Source organism: Paenibacillus sp. Marseille-Q4541, from assembly GCF_018310695.1.
In the GTDB taxonomy this organism is placed as follows: Bacteria; Bacillota; Bacilli; order Paenibacillales; family Paenibacillaceae; genus Paenibacillus.
Genome location: NZ_JAGXCY010000041.1, coordinates 1 through 15404 on the forward strand (window position 1 = coordinate 1; position 15404 = coordinate 15404).

At 42.4% G+C, this 15404-nt stretch carries 15 protein-coding genes; 2 read left to right on the top strand and 13 right to left on the bottom strand.

Annotated elements, in window-relative coordinates:
• Positions 1-468: 468 nt before the first annotated feature.
• A complete protein-coding gene (locus tag KFT32_RS23855) occupies positions 469-1347 on the bottom strand; it encodes a nucleotidyltransferase-like protein (RefSeq protein WP_211749939.1) in 879 nt (292 codons plus the stop codon).
• 122 nt (positions 1348-1469) lie between these two features.
• Between KFT32_RS23855 and KFT32_RS23860 the strand changes: the two genes are divergently transcribed.
• Entirely contained in the window at positions 1470-1835 is a 366-nt protein-coding gene (locus KFT32_RS23860; RefSeq protein WP_211749940.1) for a DUF2614 family zinc ribbon-containing protein, read from the top strand.
• Positions 1836-1944: 109 nt separating this feature from the next.
• Here the strand turns inward: KFT32_RS23860 and KFT32_RS23865 are convergent, their stop codons facing one another.
• The 11 genes from KFT32_RS23865 to KFT32_RS23915 form a co-directional block, all read right to left on the bottom strand.
• Positions 1945-3672 (bottom strand): glycosyl hydrolase family 18 protein, encoded by a 1728-nt coding sequence (locus KFT32_RS23865; protein ID WP_211749941.1) that lies wholly within the window; start codon positions 3670-3672, stop codon positions 1945-1947.
• A gap of 106 nt (positions 3673-3778) precedes the next feature.
• Complete coding sequence (gene perR / locus KFT32_RS23870; protein WP_211749942.1) at positions 3779-4201, bottom strand: peroxide-responsive transcriptional repressor PerR; 423 nt, start codon at positions 4199-4201, stop codon at positions 3779-3781.
• A gap of 219 nt (positions 4202-4420) precedes the next feature.
• On the bottom strand, positions 4421-6352 hold the full coding sequence (locus KFT32_RS23875) for a DUF4097 family beta strand repeat-containing protein (protein WP_211749943.1): 1932 nt from the start codon (positions 6350-6352) through the stop codon (positions 4421-4423).
• A 235-nt stretch (positions 6353-6587) separates the two neighbouring features.
• Positions 6588-7301 carry an MgtC/SapB family protein gene (locus KFT32_RS23880; protein WP_211749944.1) on the bottom strand — a complete coding sequence of 238 codons (714 nt, stop codon included), beginning with the start codon at positions 7299-7301 and terminating at the stop codon, positions 6588-6590.
• 33 nt (positions 7302-7334) lie between these two features.
• Entirely contained in the window at positions 7335-7817 is a 483-nt protein-coding gene (locus KFT32_RS23885; RefSeq protein WP_211749945.1) for a GNAT family N-acetyltransferase, read from the bottom strand.
• Positions 7818-7892: 75 nt separating this feature from the next.
• A complete protein-coding gene (gene gatB, locus KFT32_RS23890) occupies positions 7893-9332 on the bottom strand; it encodes an Asp-tRNA(Asn)/Glu-tRNA(Gln) amidotransferase subunit GatB (protein ID WP_211749946.1) in 1440 nt (479 codons plus the stop codon).
• A 29-nt stretch (positions 9333-9361) separates the two neighbouring features.
• The gene (gatA, locus tag KFT32_RS23895) at positions 9362-10819 is read right to left on the bottom strand and encodes an Asp-tRNA(Asn)/Glu-tRNA(Gln) amidotransferase subunit GatA (protein WP_211749947.1); all 1458 of its coding nucleotides are present in this window, start codon (positions 10817-10819) and stop codon (positions 9362-9364) included.
• 23 nt (positions 10820-10842) lie between these two features.
• Entirely contained in the window at positions 10843-11130 is a 288-nt protein-coding gene (gene gatC, locus KFT32_RS23900) for an Asp-tRNA(Asn)/Glu-tRNA(Gln) amidotransferase subunit GatC (RefSeq protein WP_211749948.1), read from the bottom strand.
• Positions 11131-11262: 132 nt separating this feature from the next.
• Positions 11263-11649, bottom strand: coding sequence for an ATPase (locus tag KFT32_RS23905; RefSeq protein ID WP_160035831.1), 387 nt, complete (start codon positions 11647-11649; stop codon positions 11263-11265).
• A 256-nt stretch (positions 11650-11905) separates the two neighbouring features.
• Positions 11906-12541: an MBL fold metallo-hydrolase gene (locus KFT32_RS23910; RefSeq protein ID WP_211749949.1), complete on the bottom strand. Its 636-nt coding sequence runs from the start codon at positions 12539-12541 to the stop codon at positions 11906-11908.
• Positions 12542-13108: a thioredoxin family protein gene (locus KFT32_RS23915; protein WP_211749950.1), complete on the bottom strand. Its 567-nt coding sequence runs from the start codon at positions 13106-13108 to the stop codon at positions 12542-12544.
• A gap of 264 nt (positions 13109-13372) precedes the next feature.
• Here KFT32_RS23915 and KFT32_RS23920 point away from each other — a divergent pair, with 264 nt between their 5' ends.
• Entirely contained in the window at positions 13373-13711 is a 339-nt protein-coding gene (locus KFT32_RS23920) for a hypothetical protein (RefSeq protein WP_211749951.1), read from the top strand.
• On the opposite strand, the gene KFT32_RS23925 is transcribed toward KFT32_RS23920, so the two are convergent.
• The gene (locus KFT32_RS23925; RefSeq protein ID WP_211749952.1) at positions 13712-15277 is read right to left on the bottom strand and encodes an O-antigen ligase family protein; all 1566 of its coding nucleotides are present in this window, start codon (positions 15275-15277) and stop codon (positions 13712-13714) included. It abuts the gene before it with no gap.
• Between the last annotated feature and the right edge of the window lie 127 nt (positions 15278-15404).

Consider the following 15404-nt stretch of genomic DNA (forward strand, 5'->3'; position numbering starts at 1 on the left):
CACTCATGAGTTTCACTTGCGTAAAACTCCTCGTTGTTCAGTTTTCAAAGATCAATCATAATGTGCATTTCACTTTTTGTCTCATCCGCTTGTCTCAAGCGGCGACTTTTATAATATAACACATTACCTTTCGTTTGGTCAAGCACTTTTTTTAAAAACTTTTTTCAAACTTTCTTGTCACTATATTTACCTAACGAGGGATATAATGTGAAAGTTTGTCGCCTTTTTAACGGGCGAGTTATAATTTATCACATAATGATTAGTTGAGTCAAGCTATATAACTAACTTTTTTTATTGAAATTATGAATTCCGCTCTATTCCCCACTAACTGTTCGTCTAACAGTGATAGTTATTGTGTATTTTTAGTTTGAAAGATAAGTTATCTTCTCAACTTAACCTTACAAGCCAACAAAAAAAGAGAGCAGATATCAATATCTTCTCTCCTTTCTTTAATTCAAATCCATCTTTTTAATCTACAAAGTATCTGATTTCCCGTCCACTTTCAGTAAGAGAAGGAATCCAGCTTCCCGTTTCTTTGATAATGGAACGATGAACTAGCTTGCGAAGCATGAGCGGAAGCTCCTCGTGAATGTACTGAAGTTCATGATGAGCCATTAATTCAGCTAAACTTACTGGTTGATTACTTTTACGCAAAACCTCAATCAACAACTCGGAAGAACTCTCCATTTTGGACATAACCGAAAATTCACAGGCAAGTAAAGTTAATTCCACTCTTTGTTCAAGCGTTTCCTTGCTTGACGTAAGCTCATCATATAACTTATACACTGCCCTATCCATATCTCTTATTTGTGTCCATACGGCACGTTCAGGAGGAATCCCCTTCTCAATGACGACAATTCTTGCCCAGTGCTTCAATGATTTCAATACGCACTGATAAGCATCAATCACCTGACCATCCGCTAGCCAGCGCTTTGCTTCAACATATGTCTTTAGAAAACAAGAGAACTCATAGAAAATCTTCTGTTTACGCACTTTATTCCCAAACTGTAGTACATGTTGCCTTAATAAGAGGAGCTCATCATCGCGATCCCATAATATATCACCATCCATAAAGGCTCCTGTTACACTACGATCCTCCCCTGTTATCAAGTATCGATTAAGCTGTGCCCAATCCATATACACAATCTGATATCGGAGTTCTCCTATAATGGAATGTCTTATTTTATTATGCAACGTGCTATCTTCATGCAGTATCAATACATACACTTCGAAATCCTGCATAAGGGATCCATGAAAATGCTCTCCCGAATGAGGGTATGCAATAGCTCCAACAACACCCTGATTAACCGATTCTTCGGATAGAAAAGAAAAATTTGTTAATTCCACGATCTCCCTCCATACAATAAATGGCGATTTTTTGCCAATTAAGTTATAATATAGTTCTACATAAGAACATAGGTTTCCTGCTTCACAGTGAAGACAACTACTCTTACGTTAGGAGCATTTATATGATTTTTAAATCAGCTAAGATTGAAGCTTTTCGAACTTGGGGATTGCTGCTGACCATGCTGGGTATGGGGCTTATGGTACTCGGTACCGCTGGTATTGTCTTTTTTGGATCAGCTGGAAAGATTCTCGCAGGTATTGGACTTGTTATTGGACTGATTGCAATGATGGGGAGTTTAGCCATCTATTTTTGGGCTGGAATGATGTCAGTTAGTGCCGTTCAAATCGAATGTCCCGAGTGTAACAAATTAACGAAAATGCTGGGTAAAACAGATCGTTGTATGTTTTGTAAAACGATTATGACGCTCGATCCTTCACAAGCGAACATCACCGCTGAACAATTGGAAGCACAAAAATCTACTTCCTAATAGAGATTGTTTACCTGTCTTAGATAAAAATGCTTACTCTATACAAGAAAAGCCGTGCTTCTCTCATTAATGAGGATAAGCACGGCTTTTTTATTTAATAAATATAAAATTAGTTCAAATGAATCCGATTCAGTACTGCCCAAGCACCATCATTAGCAAGACTTCGACTCCAGGTTGCTACTCCGGCTAACTTCAATTCTTCGGCTAGATCAACCCTTGCTCTAAGGGAGGTCTTGTCCTCAAGCCAAATCTTATTCAGTATCCCGTCTTTCTCATACTCAACATAGTTCTGACCTGTGTCTTCCGAAAACTGTGGGTTCAACTTCTGAGAAGTGATAATTTCCTGAGCTGTATCCATTCCGATTGCTTTGGAACTTACTTTTATCTCACCCTCTACTTCTTCCTCTGACCATACTCTTGTATATGACGGTACTCCGAGTACGAGTTTATTAGCAGGCACTTCATCCTCATCCATAATCTTGTTCATTGCTGCCGAAACCCAAGGTATCGACGCTACAGAACCAGCTACTGGGCTTGAAGCCCAATGCTCGTCGTAAGCCATCACCATCATATAATCAGCGATTTGTCCCAAAGATCTGCGGTCCAGAAACTTACTCCACATCTCACTATTAGACTTGGGTGTTACTGCGATAGAGAGAACTAGCTCATTCTCTTTCGCATAAGGACGGAGTTCCCTCATAAATTGAGTAACATTTGCTCCGTCTTCCGTATATACATTTTCAAAATCAATATTAATTCCATCTAGCTGATACGTCTTCGCGTACTCCATCATTTGTTTGATAATGGTATTCCGTCTTTCGTATGATGACAGAGCTTCTGTTGTAAGATCAGCATCAAAGCCGTTACTAAGCAATCCCCACACTTCAATACCTAATGACTTCGCTTTTTTTACATAGGCTAGATCACCTTTATTAGATACAGTACCTATATTATCTGAAATTTCAAACCATGTTGGACTTACTACGTTTACACCTTTCAGAGCAGAAAGGGTCGCAGGATCAGCAGCACGATTATAAACCGCTTCCCATGTAAGGTTAATTGATTTGTCTTTCCATCTTTGTTCAGCAGCTGTAGGCAAAACCTTAAGTTTAGGAACAGTAGCTGTTTCTGTCTGCTTCACATTACTGGCTAATACATAACCCGCATACCCGTTATCAAGCTGTACAAACAACCATTTTCCATCCGATGACCAAATTCTAACTCGATCGCTTACATTCATCTCATGAACGATTGCAGCCTGATTATTCGGTTCTTTATAGAGTGATATGGTCTCTTCCGATCCATCTTTATTATTTCCGCCTACTGCTTTTGCATATTCTATGACTTCACCTTGATTCATAAGCAAAACTGCGCCAGTATCTGCACTCTCATGAATTGTGATTCCGTAGACTTCCTTAATCGCTTGTACAGGGATATAAAGTATACCTCGATCTTCTTCAGGTGCAGTTTTTAAGGTGTATGACTTTCCATTTAATTCACCCTGTTCTTTTCCTTCCGACAAATGCAGCACCTTATCGGATGAAGTCAGTATAATAGAACCTTCCGCTTCCTCATAGCGAATGGAGGGATCCACTTTCTCTTGCAAAACTGGAAGAGGGAGTTTTAAACTCTCTTTAGAACCTTTTGCTTCATAGTCCATAAGTTCTCCTTTTACAAAGACTGGTTTATCAAAGCCTTTCCAGTCAGCATCCTCATACACATTCTGAATAACAAAAGTCGTTATCAGTATATAAGCCAATGCAGCTAAACAACCTAGCGCAAATGCCTTTTTCCAAAAGGGAGTTCTTGTCCGTCTCTTTCGGTATCTTCTTCTCAAAATTCAATGACCCCCATTTCAGCAAATGCATCACAAAGAAATTTTTATAATAAAAAAACGTGAGAGATTCCAAAAGGAATTTCTCACGTAATTGTAAACAGCTTTTTCACTGCCTGCAACTTTTGCACACACCGTACAGTTCAAGACGATGACCGTGCACTTCAAAACCAGTACTGGCTCCCGCCTGCTCTTCTACCTCGTGCAATGAAGGATAACTGAAATCTTTAATCGTCCCACACTTCTCGCAAATAATATGATAGTGTTCCGTTACATTCGCATCAAATCGGCTAGAGTTATCGCCGTATGTCAGTTCCCTCACCATACCTGCTTGTGTAAACATCTTTAAATTATTATATACAGTAGCCACGCTCATACTAGGAAATTGAGGCTCCAGTGCTCGATAAATTTCATCTGCTGTTGGATGTCCCATGGATTCCACTAAATAATTAAGAATCGCATGGCGTTGAGGCGTAATGCGGACACCAGTCGTTTTAAGTTGTTCTAACGCATGTTGGACACGTGTTGCCATAAGCCCACCGCCTTACCTTTCTTACATCGAACCCATATTAGGGATTTAATATTAAGATCTTAGACATATTTGTACTTATTTGTACCATACTTAAGTGACAGACGTCATATTTATTGTAAATTGTTATTCTCATGATTGTCAACGCATGTAAGCAAAAGAAAGAAAATGGTATCAATGAAGAATCATATTCAATGTGTGTGTAAATTATTAACTAATATCTCAAGGTTCATTCTGAAGAGCGCCTTGTTGCTCTGTCCCATCATTAGAAATTTGCATCCGATTTATTTTCAGATCACTATTTCCTTCGATATTAATTTTATACTCACCTTCACCGACTGTACCTTTAATTTCCCTATTTCTGATTGTAAACGGTAATTCACTATTTAGATTACCATATGTGCTGGAACCTTGAATGGTGTAGCTTCCCACTTCAGGCAGCGACAGATTAATATCCCCTACTGCACTATAGATATTCCAATTGCCTCCAACCTTGCTTGATATGACTTGGATTGCTCCGTTAAGCGTCTCTAGCTCAAGTTTATTCAAAGGCTCTGTTACATTGATATTCCCATTACGAGTCTTCGCAATAATATCTCCAATGATTCCGGAAATCTGTATACGACCGACTTGTGTTGATAAATTAACCTCTTTAGACACATCTTCCGCCCTGAGGTCACCCCGATTCGTATCCAGTGAAGCACTTCCAGTGATATCCGCTACAGAAATATTTCCGTTCAGTGTTTTGGCATGTACATCACCGATGGCATTATGAATATAGATTTTCCCATTACCACTTTCTACATTGATGCTATTAATCGCTTGCGGACGATCCAAGTATATAGCTCCGTTAGACGTTCTTATCTCCAGATCAAATCTACGGTCGTCCGGAATTGTGATCGTCATGTTAAGCCTTGGTTGGCGTTTAGATTCACTTCCATAACCTTGTGGCGAGGTAGAAATTTGAATGTTCTTCCCTTCACTCACCTTTACCTCTGAGGCATTGGCTACCGCCTCTGCTTCTATCTCTTCTACCTGGTCTACCCAAGCAACTGTTTTAATTTGAATAGAATCGACATCGCCCCGATTTACCCTGATATCACCGTTAACATTCTCGATGAGAACAGAGGCTGTCTCCATTTCTACCGGAACTTCTAACGTTTCTTTTTCAATTCGATTATCTTCGGCTTCACTATAATCCATCGAGGCGGAAGACAGATTCAAACTCACCCTATTCCATAAATGAATGTAATGATCCTGCTGCGTTACGAAGAAAATACAGGCGATTAACGTAACCGCGGATACCATTCCTTTAAAATCAGGTTTAAACCGCCTTTTATATTGTTTCTTTCCTGCAGGCCGCATCTTTTGATGAATAATAAATGAAATGATGAACTCCATTCCCCATACAATGAGAATGAATGGCCAATATCTTAAAAGTTCAAACATATACTCTGTCTGATATATCTGATCAAGCAAAAGAAGTGTACCCGACACAACAATAAATATAGCAGCCGTGTATCTACCAATTCGAATTTTAAAAGAGGCCGCTGTATTTTTATTTAATTGTTTTCTCCAGAAAGCAACGGACAGTAGAATTTCTCTGCCCAGAAGAAAAACCCCAATCAAAATCATAAGAATCGCTGTTCCTGTGCTTCCATACAGGGCAATATATTGCTCAAACCACCTTGGCTTCTGAACAAACAATACCATTAATGTCCCGCCAATAATAAGCAGCATTCCAAATGATATTCCTCGCTCCCAAGCCAAGAACCCAATACCAGGACGCGCAGGAGTTACACTCTTATCGTCTTCCTCGTTCTGAACGTTGAGTCTCCGTTTACGCATAATAATCCAATCCGCCAGCTGAAGTACATCATAGATATTGATAAAATAGATGACAGGAACAAGAAGACCTAACAAAATCAATAGCGGCACATTAATTTGTAATCCAATAGAAGAAAAATAGATAAGCGCCATTAAATCAAGCGACAATAAAAAAATAAAAGTAAGTCCCTTAATATACAAACCTAAATACAAATGACCGAAGCCCGGAAACAAAGCAGATAAAAGACCTGCAATAAACTTATGTCGCGTACGATCTTTATTTTGCTTAGGGCGTTTAGATGAGCCTGGTTGAATAGAAGGCTGCATATGTGAATTCCACCTCCCAACAAACAGCTATAACAGCAAGTCCGTTTCTTTTGATACTACCCTATTCTATATGCAGTGTAACTGGAAATGAAATGGAATTTATAAAACCAATACATAAGATGAACAATAATGAAAAAGATCGTAAAATAAAAAGAAACTATTCAGATGTACTGAATAGTTTGCAAATTATCTAAGTTATGAGATAGCACTAAGCTACTGTCGTTCATGCCATCTTCTACTCCACTGATATGGACCGGAACTGATGCCATTCCTGCAAGCTAGTCACAAGAGAAACCGTGTTAAAACTTGAAGGAACAAGAACATGCAAAGAAACCTCGACATGCCTTTCGATTTCAGATCTGTAGCTAGATGTGTTGATATCCAGATCATTCACGGTCATTTTACGAATAACAATCTTCTCTTCTTCCATAAAACGTGATATTTTCTCAACCAACGCGGGTGAAGACACTGCACTAAGCGTTATAACATGAAGCTTATTAGCTTTAAGATAACGCCTTTCCACTTTATTGAACACCCACAGATTAAGAAGAACCAACACCGTGGATACGATGGCCGCAAAATAAAATCCAGCTCCAACCGCAAGACCAATCGCAGCGACTACCCAAATTGAAGCAGCGGTTGTGAGCCCTGTAATCGATTTCCCTGTAAATAGAATCGTCCCCGCCCCTAAAAAACCGACACCTGTAATAACAGCAGCGGCCAATCGAGCCGGGTCCATACGAACATTAGCCTCATTCACAAAATCAGAAAAACCATAAGCAGATAAAATCATAATAAGTGCAGAACCAAGACAAACTAAAATATGTGTCCTAAAGCCTGCTGCATGGTTGGACCGCTCTCTCTCAACTCCGATTAATCCACCAAGCGTCATGGCAATAAGCAGCCGTATTAGTATATCCAATTCCCCTATGTACCATGGATCGCCCATGTTTATTTCCCCTCCCGTTAAACTCATCCAGTATTAGGAACGATCGTCTATCCTATTCAAATGAAAAGTGGTTAATTCCACCCCAGGAGCAACTTCCTGAGTCATCACCGGTGTAAAACCGTATTTCTGATACAAGTTAGATGCGGGTGTATTTTTGAGTCCTGTGGAAACAATGATTTTGGGTATCCCATGGTTCAGTTCAAGCACATGTTCTATGAGCTGTCCTGCTATTCCCTTACGAAAATGAAGTGGATGCACCATCATGCGAGAAATAGTCCTTGTTCCTTCTTCTTCTGTCTCCACAGCAATTGCCCCGACCAGTTCCATATCATCGGATATATACCCATAAAACGTCTCATTGCATCCTTGAATTGTCTCTACGGTGTCTAACAGTGGAGGAATTTCGTTAAATCCAATCAGTTCAGCTTCCAAACGATATGCCATATGCTGGAGTCTCCAAATCTCAAGAACCATATCTGTATCCTGCAAGGATATCGGCATAATTTTCCCGTTCATCTAACTTCCTCCTACTATAAAAGAAGCCCGTCACAAAAGACGAGCTTCCCATTTCGCATTTATTCAAAAAATCTTCTACAGGCTTAATACTTCTACGAGCAGTTTATTGGCAAGCCCTGGATTTGCTTTACCTTTACTTTCCTTCATAACTTGTCCGACAAGGAAACCAATTGCTTTCTGTTTACCGGCCTTATAGTCTTCTACTGACTGAGGATTTGCAGCTACAACCTGCTCAACAATACCAAGAATGGCTCCTTCATCACTGATCTGTACAAGCCCTTTCTCTTCTACAATCTGCTGAGGAAGCTTACCACTTTCCAGCATTTCTTTGAATACCGTCTTGGCAATTTTGTTGCTGATGGTTCCTTTTTCGATCAGACCGATCATTTCTCCAAGCCCTTGACCTGTCAGTGGCAGCGCGGAAAGTTCTAGTCCTTCACTATTCAAGTAGCCCAGTAAATCTCCCATGATCCAATTGGATACTGCTTTCGCATCCGAAGTATATTTCATGCTGTCTTCGAAAAGATTCGCAATATGCATAGATGAAGTAATTACTTCTGCATCATAGGTTGGAAGACCAAATTCGTTAGTATATCTCGCTTTACGTTCGTCCGGAAGTTCAGGGATTGAAGCACGAACGCGGTCTTTCCACTCCTGACTAATGTGAAGCGTAACAAGATCCGGGTCTGGGAAATAACGATAATCATGCGCCTCTTCTTTACTACGCATTGATAATGTTTTGCCAGCCGCTTCATCCCAGCGCCGTGTCTCTTGAACAATTTCTTCGCCGTCGTCCAGTAGTTCAGCCTGACGAATCTCTTCGTATTCCAGACCACGCTGTACTCCACGGAAAGAGTTCATATTTTTCAGTTCTGCTTTGGTGCCTAGTTTGGTTTCTCCCACAGGACGAAGGCTTATGTTCGCATCACAACGCAAAGATCCCTCTTCCATCTTTACATCGGATACATCGCAGTATTGCATAATCGCACGAATCTTCTCAAGGTAAGCACGTGCTTCTTCTGGAGAAGATATATCCGGCTCAGATACAATTTCGACAAGTGGAGTACCTACACGGTTAAAGTCAGCTAGCGAAGCATATCCTCCGTCCACATGTGTCAGTTTTCCCGCATCTTCCTCCAAATGCAAACGAGTAATGCCGATCCGTTTGGTTTTGCCACCTACTTCAATGTCAATCCATCCGTTCTCCCCGATAGGTTGATCATACTGTGAAATCTGGTATGCCTTCGGAGAATCGGGATAGAAATAGTTCTTGCGGTCAAATTTACTTACATCAGCGATGGTACAATTGATCGCCATAGCTGCTTTCATTGCGTATTCCACTGCCTGACGGTTAAGTACCGGCAGTACGCCCGGGTGTCCTAAACAAATCGGGCATGTATGTGTATTTGGTGGTGCTCCAAACTCAGTAGAGCATCCGCAGAAAATTTTTGAATTCGTATGAAGCTCGACGTGAACTTCCAGTCCAATGACGGTCTCATATTTCGTTGATGACATATTCTTATTCCCTCTCTTTCCTCTGTGAATTACAGCTGTGGACGCTGTTTGTGGTACTCGGTGTGCTGCTCAAAGGCATGGGCTACACGCAGAACGGTCGACTCGTCAAAAGCCTTTCCGATAATCTGCATACCAACAGGCAATCCATCTGCAAAACCACAAGGGACGCTAATCGCTGGAACACCGGCGAGACTTACAGGAATAGTAAGAATATCGTTTAGGTACATCGTTAGTGGGTTGTCCACTTGAGAACCAAGCTTAAATGCCGTTGTTGGAGCCGTAGGTCCGATAATGACATCATAATTTTTAAACACTTCATCAAAATCATTTTTGATCAAAGTACGTACTTTTTGAGCTTTCAAATAATAAGCATCGTAGTATCCTGAGCTAAGTGCATAGGTTCCCAGCATAATACGGCGCTTCACCTCTGATCCGAAACCTTCACTGCGGGAGCGATGGTACATATCTAGTAAGTTTTCTGGATTATCGGCACGAACACCATAACGAACTCCATCAAATCTTGCCAGGTTAGAAGAAGCTTCAGAAGAAGCAAGCAGGTAGTAACTTGCCACTGCATATTCTGTATGCGGAAGAGAAACCTCTTCCCATGTTGCGCCTAAACTTTCAAGTACTTTGAGTCCTGCCATGACCGTTTCTTTGACCGATGCATCAACGCCTTCACCAATGTATTCCTTAGGTACAGCAATGCGCAGTCCTTTCACATCACCAGTCAATGCACTCAGAAAATCAGGAACTTCTACATTCGCAGAAGTAGAGTCCATCGAATCGTAACCAGAAATAGCTTGGAGCACATAAGCAGAGTCTTCTACATTTTTCGTAAGTGGGCCGATTTGATCAAGAGATGAGGCAAATGCAACAAGACCAAACCGAGATACACGACCATAGGTAGGCTTAAGACCAACAACACCGCAATAAGATGCTGGCTGACGGATAGAGCCGCCTGTATCAGATCCTAGTGTAAAGTAAGCTTCCCCCGCAGCTACAGCCGCTGCAGAACCACCGCTGGAACCACCAGGTACATGATCCAGATTCCAAGGGTTGCGAACCGGATAGAAACTGGAATTCTCATTAGAACCGCCCATCGCAAACTCATCCATATTTAATTTGCCTAGTGTAACGGTATCCGCACCCTTAAGCTTTTTAACAACAGATGCATCATAGACAGGATCAAAGTTTTTCAAAAATTGACTGGCGCATGTCGTCCGAATGCCCTCAGTAACAATGTTATCTTTAATGCCCACAGGCAGTCCGAAAAGCAAACCGCGCTCCTCACCAGCCGCAAGCTTGTCATCAAGGCGTCTTGCTGTCGCTTGTGCTCCTTCTTCATCTAGTGTCAAATAAGCACGAACCTGCTCCTCTACTGCGCCAATTCTTGCATAAGATGCTGCTACCAATTCTGAAACCGAAAATTCCTTCGCATGCAGCTTATTATGTATTTCAGGTAATGTAAGATTAAGCAAACTCAACTGTATAAACCTCCCTATTGTTTCTATTCAAGAATAGCCGGTACTTTAATCTGACCGTCTTCTTCATCCGGCGCATTGAGCATAACCTTCTCAATCGGTAAACTGTCTCGTACCTCATCTTCACGCATCACGTTTGATACATGCAGTACGTGTGTAGTTGGCTCTATACCTTCCGTATCCAGCTCGTTTAACTTTTCTGCATATTGTAGAATCGCATTCAATTGTTCTGTGAGCTGCGCTTCTTCCGTTTCACTTAGATTAAGGCGTGCCAGCTTGGCTACATGCTGCACATCCTGATTCGTAATACTCATTCTTTGTTCGTTCCTCCTTCAAAATAACCTTATCTATTCATATTGTGTCCATTTTAACACGTCCATGCAGTGAATCAAATGAAATCGTTCTAAAGAAACAAAAGGAGCCGGAAAAATACCCGGCTCCTTACATTAAATCCATGCACGAAGATTAACTTGCTTTATAAAATCCGCTTGTGACATTGGTTCGTTCGCGGCCTCTTCTTCCTCTTCCACTAATTCCAGTTCATCGCCATTCAGTAACTGACGAAACAACTTCTCATTATGTGTTGCAAGTGCATAGTCAATGAGGGCATCCCTCTCTATACGCTCAGCTTCCTGCCTCAAGATTTGTTCTTCTGGTTCAATATCACCCGAAGGAACAAAAAAGTTACGGTTAACCTGAGGAACACGAATCACATAGTCAAAAGCATTATCTGGGTTCCGGTCATAAGCAATAATATAACCGTAATCCCCTACAGGAAGATTCTGCTCAAAGGCGTCCGCGACGATGATAATCTTTTCCCCTAAATTCAGCATCGTCTACCTCCTGATCTGTTGTTGTCTGTATAGTCTACTAAAAAAAAGTAACGATGTCTATGGAAAGAATCCACCCTTTACATGCTGAAATGATAGACAAAAAATAGATAAGAAATAAAAAAGAACGCAAACCGGGACGAATCCTCAGTCTGCGTGCTTGTCATAGTTAGGGTGTTTCTAATAAAGTTCATTCTAATCATAATTAAGAGATTTGTCCATACCTTTATGATGAAAATTGTCGGTTCCTGCTATTTTTTTAGCGAGAAGCACGAACATAGGGATTATTTAGTTTTTCGAATCCAATTGTTGTCTTAGGTCCATGTCCCGGATACACCGTAACATCCTCATCGAATGTGTACAGTGTGTTCTCTATGGAATCGATCAGCTCACGCTCACTGCCACCAGGAAGATCGGTACGCCCTACACCTGAACGGAACAATACGTCACCTGCAAATAGATCTTTGCCGCATAATAAACTCACACTGCCGGGAGAATGTCCTGGGGTATGGAATACCTTAAACGTATGGCCAACCAAATTTAAATTTTGACCACCAGCAAGATCGTATTCTGCCGGCCCGGTGGTTAAGGGGCCAGTCACATCAGGCCAGCGTAGCGACCCGTTCCATTTGGCAGACTCCAGCCAATCTGCTTCGGCCGTATGCAAATAAACAGGGCAACCCTTCCATTTACGAATTTCCTCAACACCACCCATATGATCAAAGTGAGCATGAGTGAGGACAATCGCCTCAATCTCCAGATCCTCAATAGCCCGAACAAGTGGCTTTGGATTCATACCTGGATCAATAATAAAAGCTTTATTTGTGTCTTCTCCTTGTACCAAATAGGCATTGGTCTGTAATGGTCCAAGGCTAAAAGTTCGTATATTCAGCATTTAGAAACCGGAAATTAGTTCACGCAGTTCACTAATAATGACTGCCTGACTTTCCGTACCCTCCCCATAACGTCGTTTAATTTCCTTCCGCGTCTCTGCTAGATTATTCTGATAATCCGCATTTTCACGGTCAGGGTTCTCACTTTTGAACTGGATCATCGCTTCTTGCACATGAGCAGGACGCGGTCCCCATGTTCCAAGCACATGACCACCAGAATCAGCAAAAATAACAACCGGTATTGAACGCCCTCCCATAGTTAGGAACTGATCCATGACTTCGAGGTGGTTCTCCATAATCAGTACTTCAGTAGGGATACCCGTAATTTCCAGAGCTTGAAAGACGACAGGAATATTACGAACTACATCGCCACACCAGTCTGCTGCAAGAATAAGAACACGCAAATCATCACGATGGTTCAGACTTTCAAAGAAAGCTTTATCTTCCTCATTTGTCCATTCAAATCGGTTATACCAATCCCGAAAAGCCTCTTGGTTCTGAGTCATGTTCTGAACAAACTCTTCCGGTGGTAACCCTTTGCCGAATTTGTGCGATAAATTTGGAGCCATGTGAAGCACTTCCCTTCTATTCAGAATGTGTTCAATAGATATGTTGATTACATATAAACCAAATAGACCAGATACAAACAGATTTAGGATATATGTTCATCTTTACTTATGTAAGGTACTAGAATATTGACTGTGAATTTTCTACTGTGGAAAGTAAAGACATCCCGTTTACCATCATATCACGAACTTCTTATTTTCTTCCACCAAGGCAGGTGTCCAGCCGGGCGTCATTCGCATATGGTACAGAAAAAGGAGGTCGATGGTATGAATCATCATGCCCGTCCCGGACAGACAGCTCCCTTCTCCAAAGGACCTAAGTCACAACTGCCTTCTGCCCGTAAAATTCGTAGAGCCTGCAACAAGGAGTTGTACCGGACTGTAAAGCGGCTCAAAGTCTATATTGCACCAGACCTTATGAAACAAGGTGAAGACCTGTATTTCCGAAAAGTTATCGGTAACTTAATCTGGGTCACCGAACATCAAAATAATCGCAAAGCCCAATGTGACTGGTGGGACAAAGATGTACTCCCTGAACTTGCTGTATTATGGGATATCCCGGAGCCCAAGCTATCTGCTGCCTTCCGTGAATCCTATGGAGGATAGCTAAGAAACAAGGACAAGACAAGAAATACTGAACCCAAGTAAAAGGAATGTGACAAGCACACTCCACATCCAAGCCGGAAAATATTCTCTCCCTTTTATTGATTGAACATCTTCTTGCAAAGCTGGGCTAGTCGTTTCTCGTATAGGTAAAGCTTGAGCTCCAAACAAGACCAGAATCATCCAGAACACAGAATAACTGAAATCAAAGTCAATCACACCGTGCAACATCATGAGCAGGCCGGCAGGTAGAAGCTCGCGGGCGTGATACCACATCAGTCTTCCTATATAGAGGAAGAGACTCAGCATAAGCAAAAGGCCGACCACTCCCGTATCGACCCACATGTCGAGATACGCGCTATGTACTTCATTGCCAGCATAAGGGAAAGATTGTACGGTCCCAACAGCATGTTTCCATGCTTCCCCGCCATGCCCCAGCCAAGGGGAGCGCATGGCGAACCTGGCTGCATCCTGCCACATAACCTCCCGAGAGACCCAGGTCTCACCGGAGGTTATTCTTGCGGATGCAGTCAAGGCCACGAGCCATGCGCAGCTGGCAAGGCATGCAGCGCTAACTGCAGCGGCAGCGCCCTTAAGGCCGCGAGCAAGCAGCGTATGGAGTAGCAGCGCGCCAGCCAGCGCTGCCACCTCCCCCCCGGCCAGCAACAGCAGGCCGGGAAGTGTTGCCGGCGCAAGGCTAGCGCCGGCAAGGGCCCGGTGCGCAATGGCCGCCGCAAGAAGCGGCGCCGCACTTGCGCACAGCAGCGGCAGACGCTGGCCACGCCGCTGCAACAGAAGCATGGCAGCAGCGCACACGCATGCCGCGAGCCAAGCGCCGCGTGACTCGCTAAGAAGGAGCGCCGTCGCCGCCGGAAATAAAGCAAGGGACGAGAGAATAACTTGTTCTCGTCCACCTTTTTCATAGCGGCCAAAAGCGGAAGAGGCGACCGCCAGCCGCTCGAGCAGAAACAGCCCGATGAGCGCTCCGAATGCATTCGGATATTCAAGCACTCCTGATAATCGTGCTCCTGAGAAGCTAATAAGTGGATCGTCTGTACGCAGGATCGTGTAGGGCAATACAAACAAACCACATACGGCCGACAAACCGCTAATTACAAGGAACCAACCTACTACTTGAAAACTTGCACCGAGCCACCTTTTTCCGATTGGATTCGTTCCGATCAAAAGACACACTGCAGCATATCCACTAATCAGACCAAACCTGATGATGTTCTGAAATGTGCCTCCTATGCTGACAGGCTGTCCCGCTAACAATTGGAAAGCATAAAGAGCTGAAAGAAGTAGCGGGATTAGATACAAAAGAGCTTCTTCCTGAAACAGACGATGATACAAAAATAAACGTTTCTTTTTGAACCCCAGCTGAACGTACAGAAAAAGACAAAGCAGCGTAAAAAAGAAAAATGCTCCGATCTGGTAAACATCCTGTATAAAAAAGAGGCCCTGCTCCATAACACTCATCCCTAAGAACGAACCTAAAAAGACGCCCAATATAGAATAAATCCATCTTTCTCTTCCTTTTGATCGTTCCCTCACGTTTTGATGCATCATGACCTCTCTGCTCCCTTTTTTATCCCATTCCTATCCTTTCATTTATTATTCCCTAGAAAAAAAGAGGCCAACCCTTATTAAGGTTGACCTCTTTATCCAATTGTTATATTCAAATACTCAATTCTGT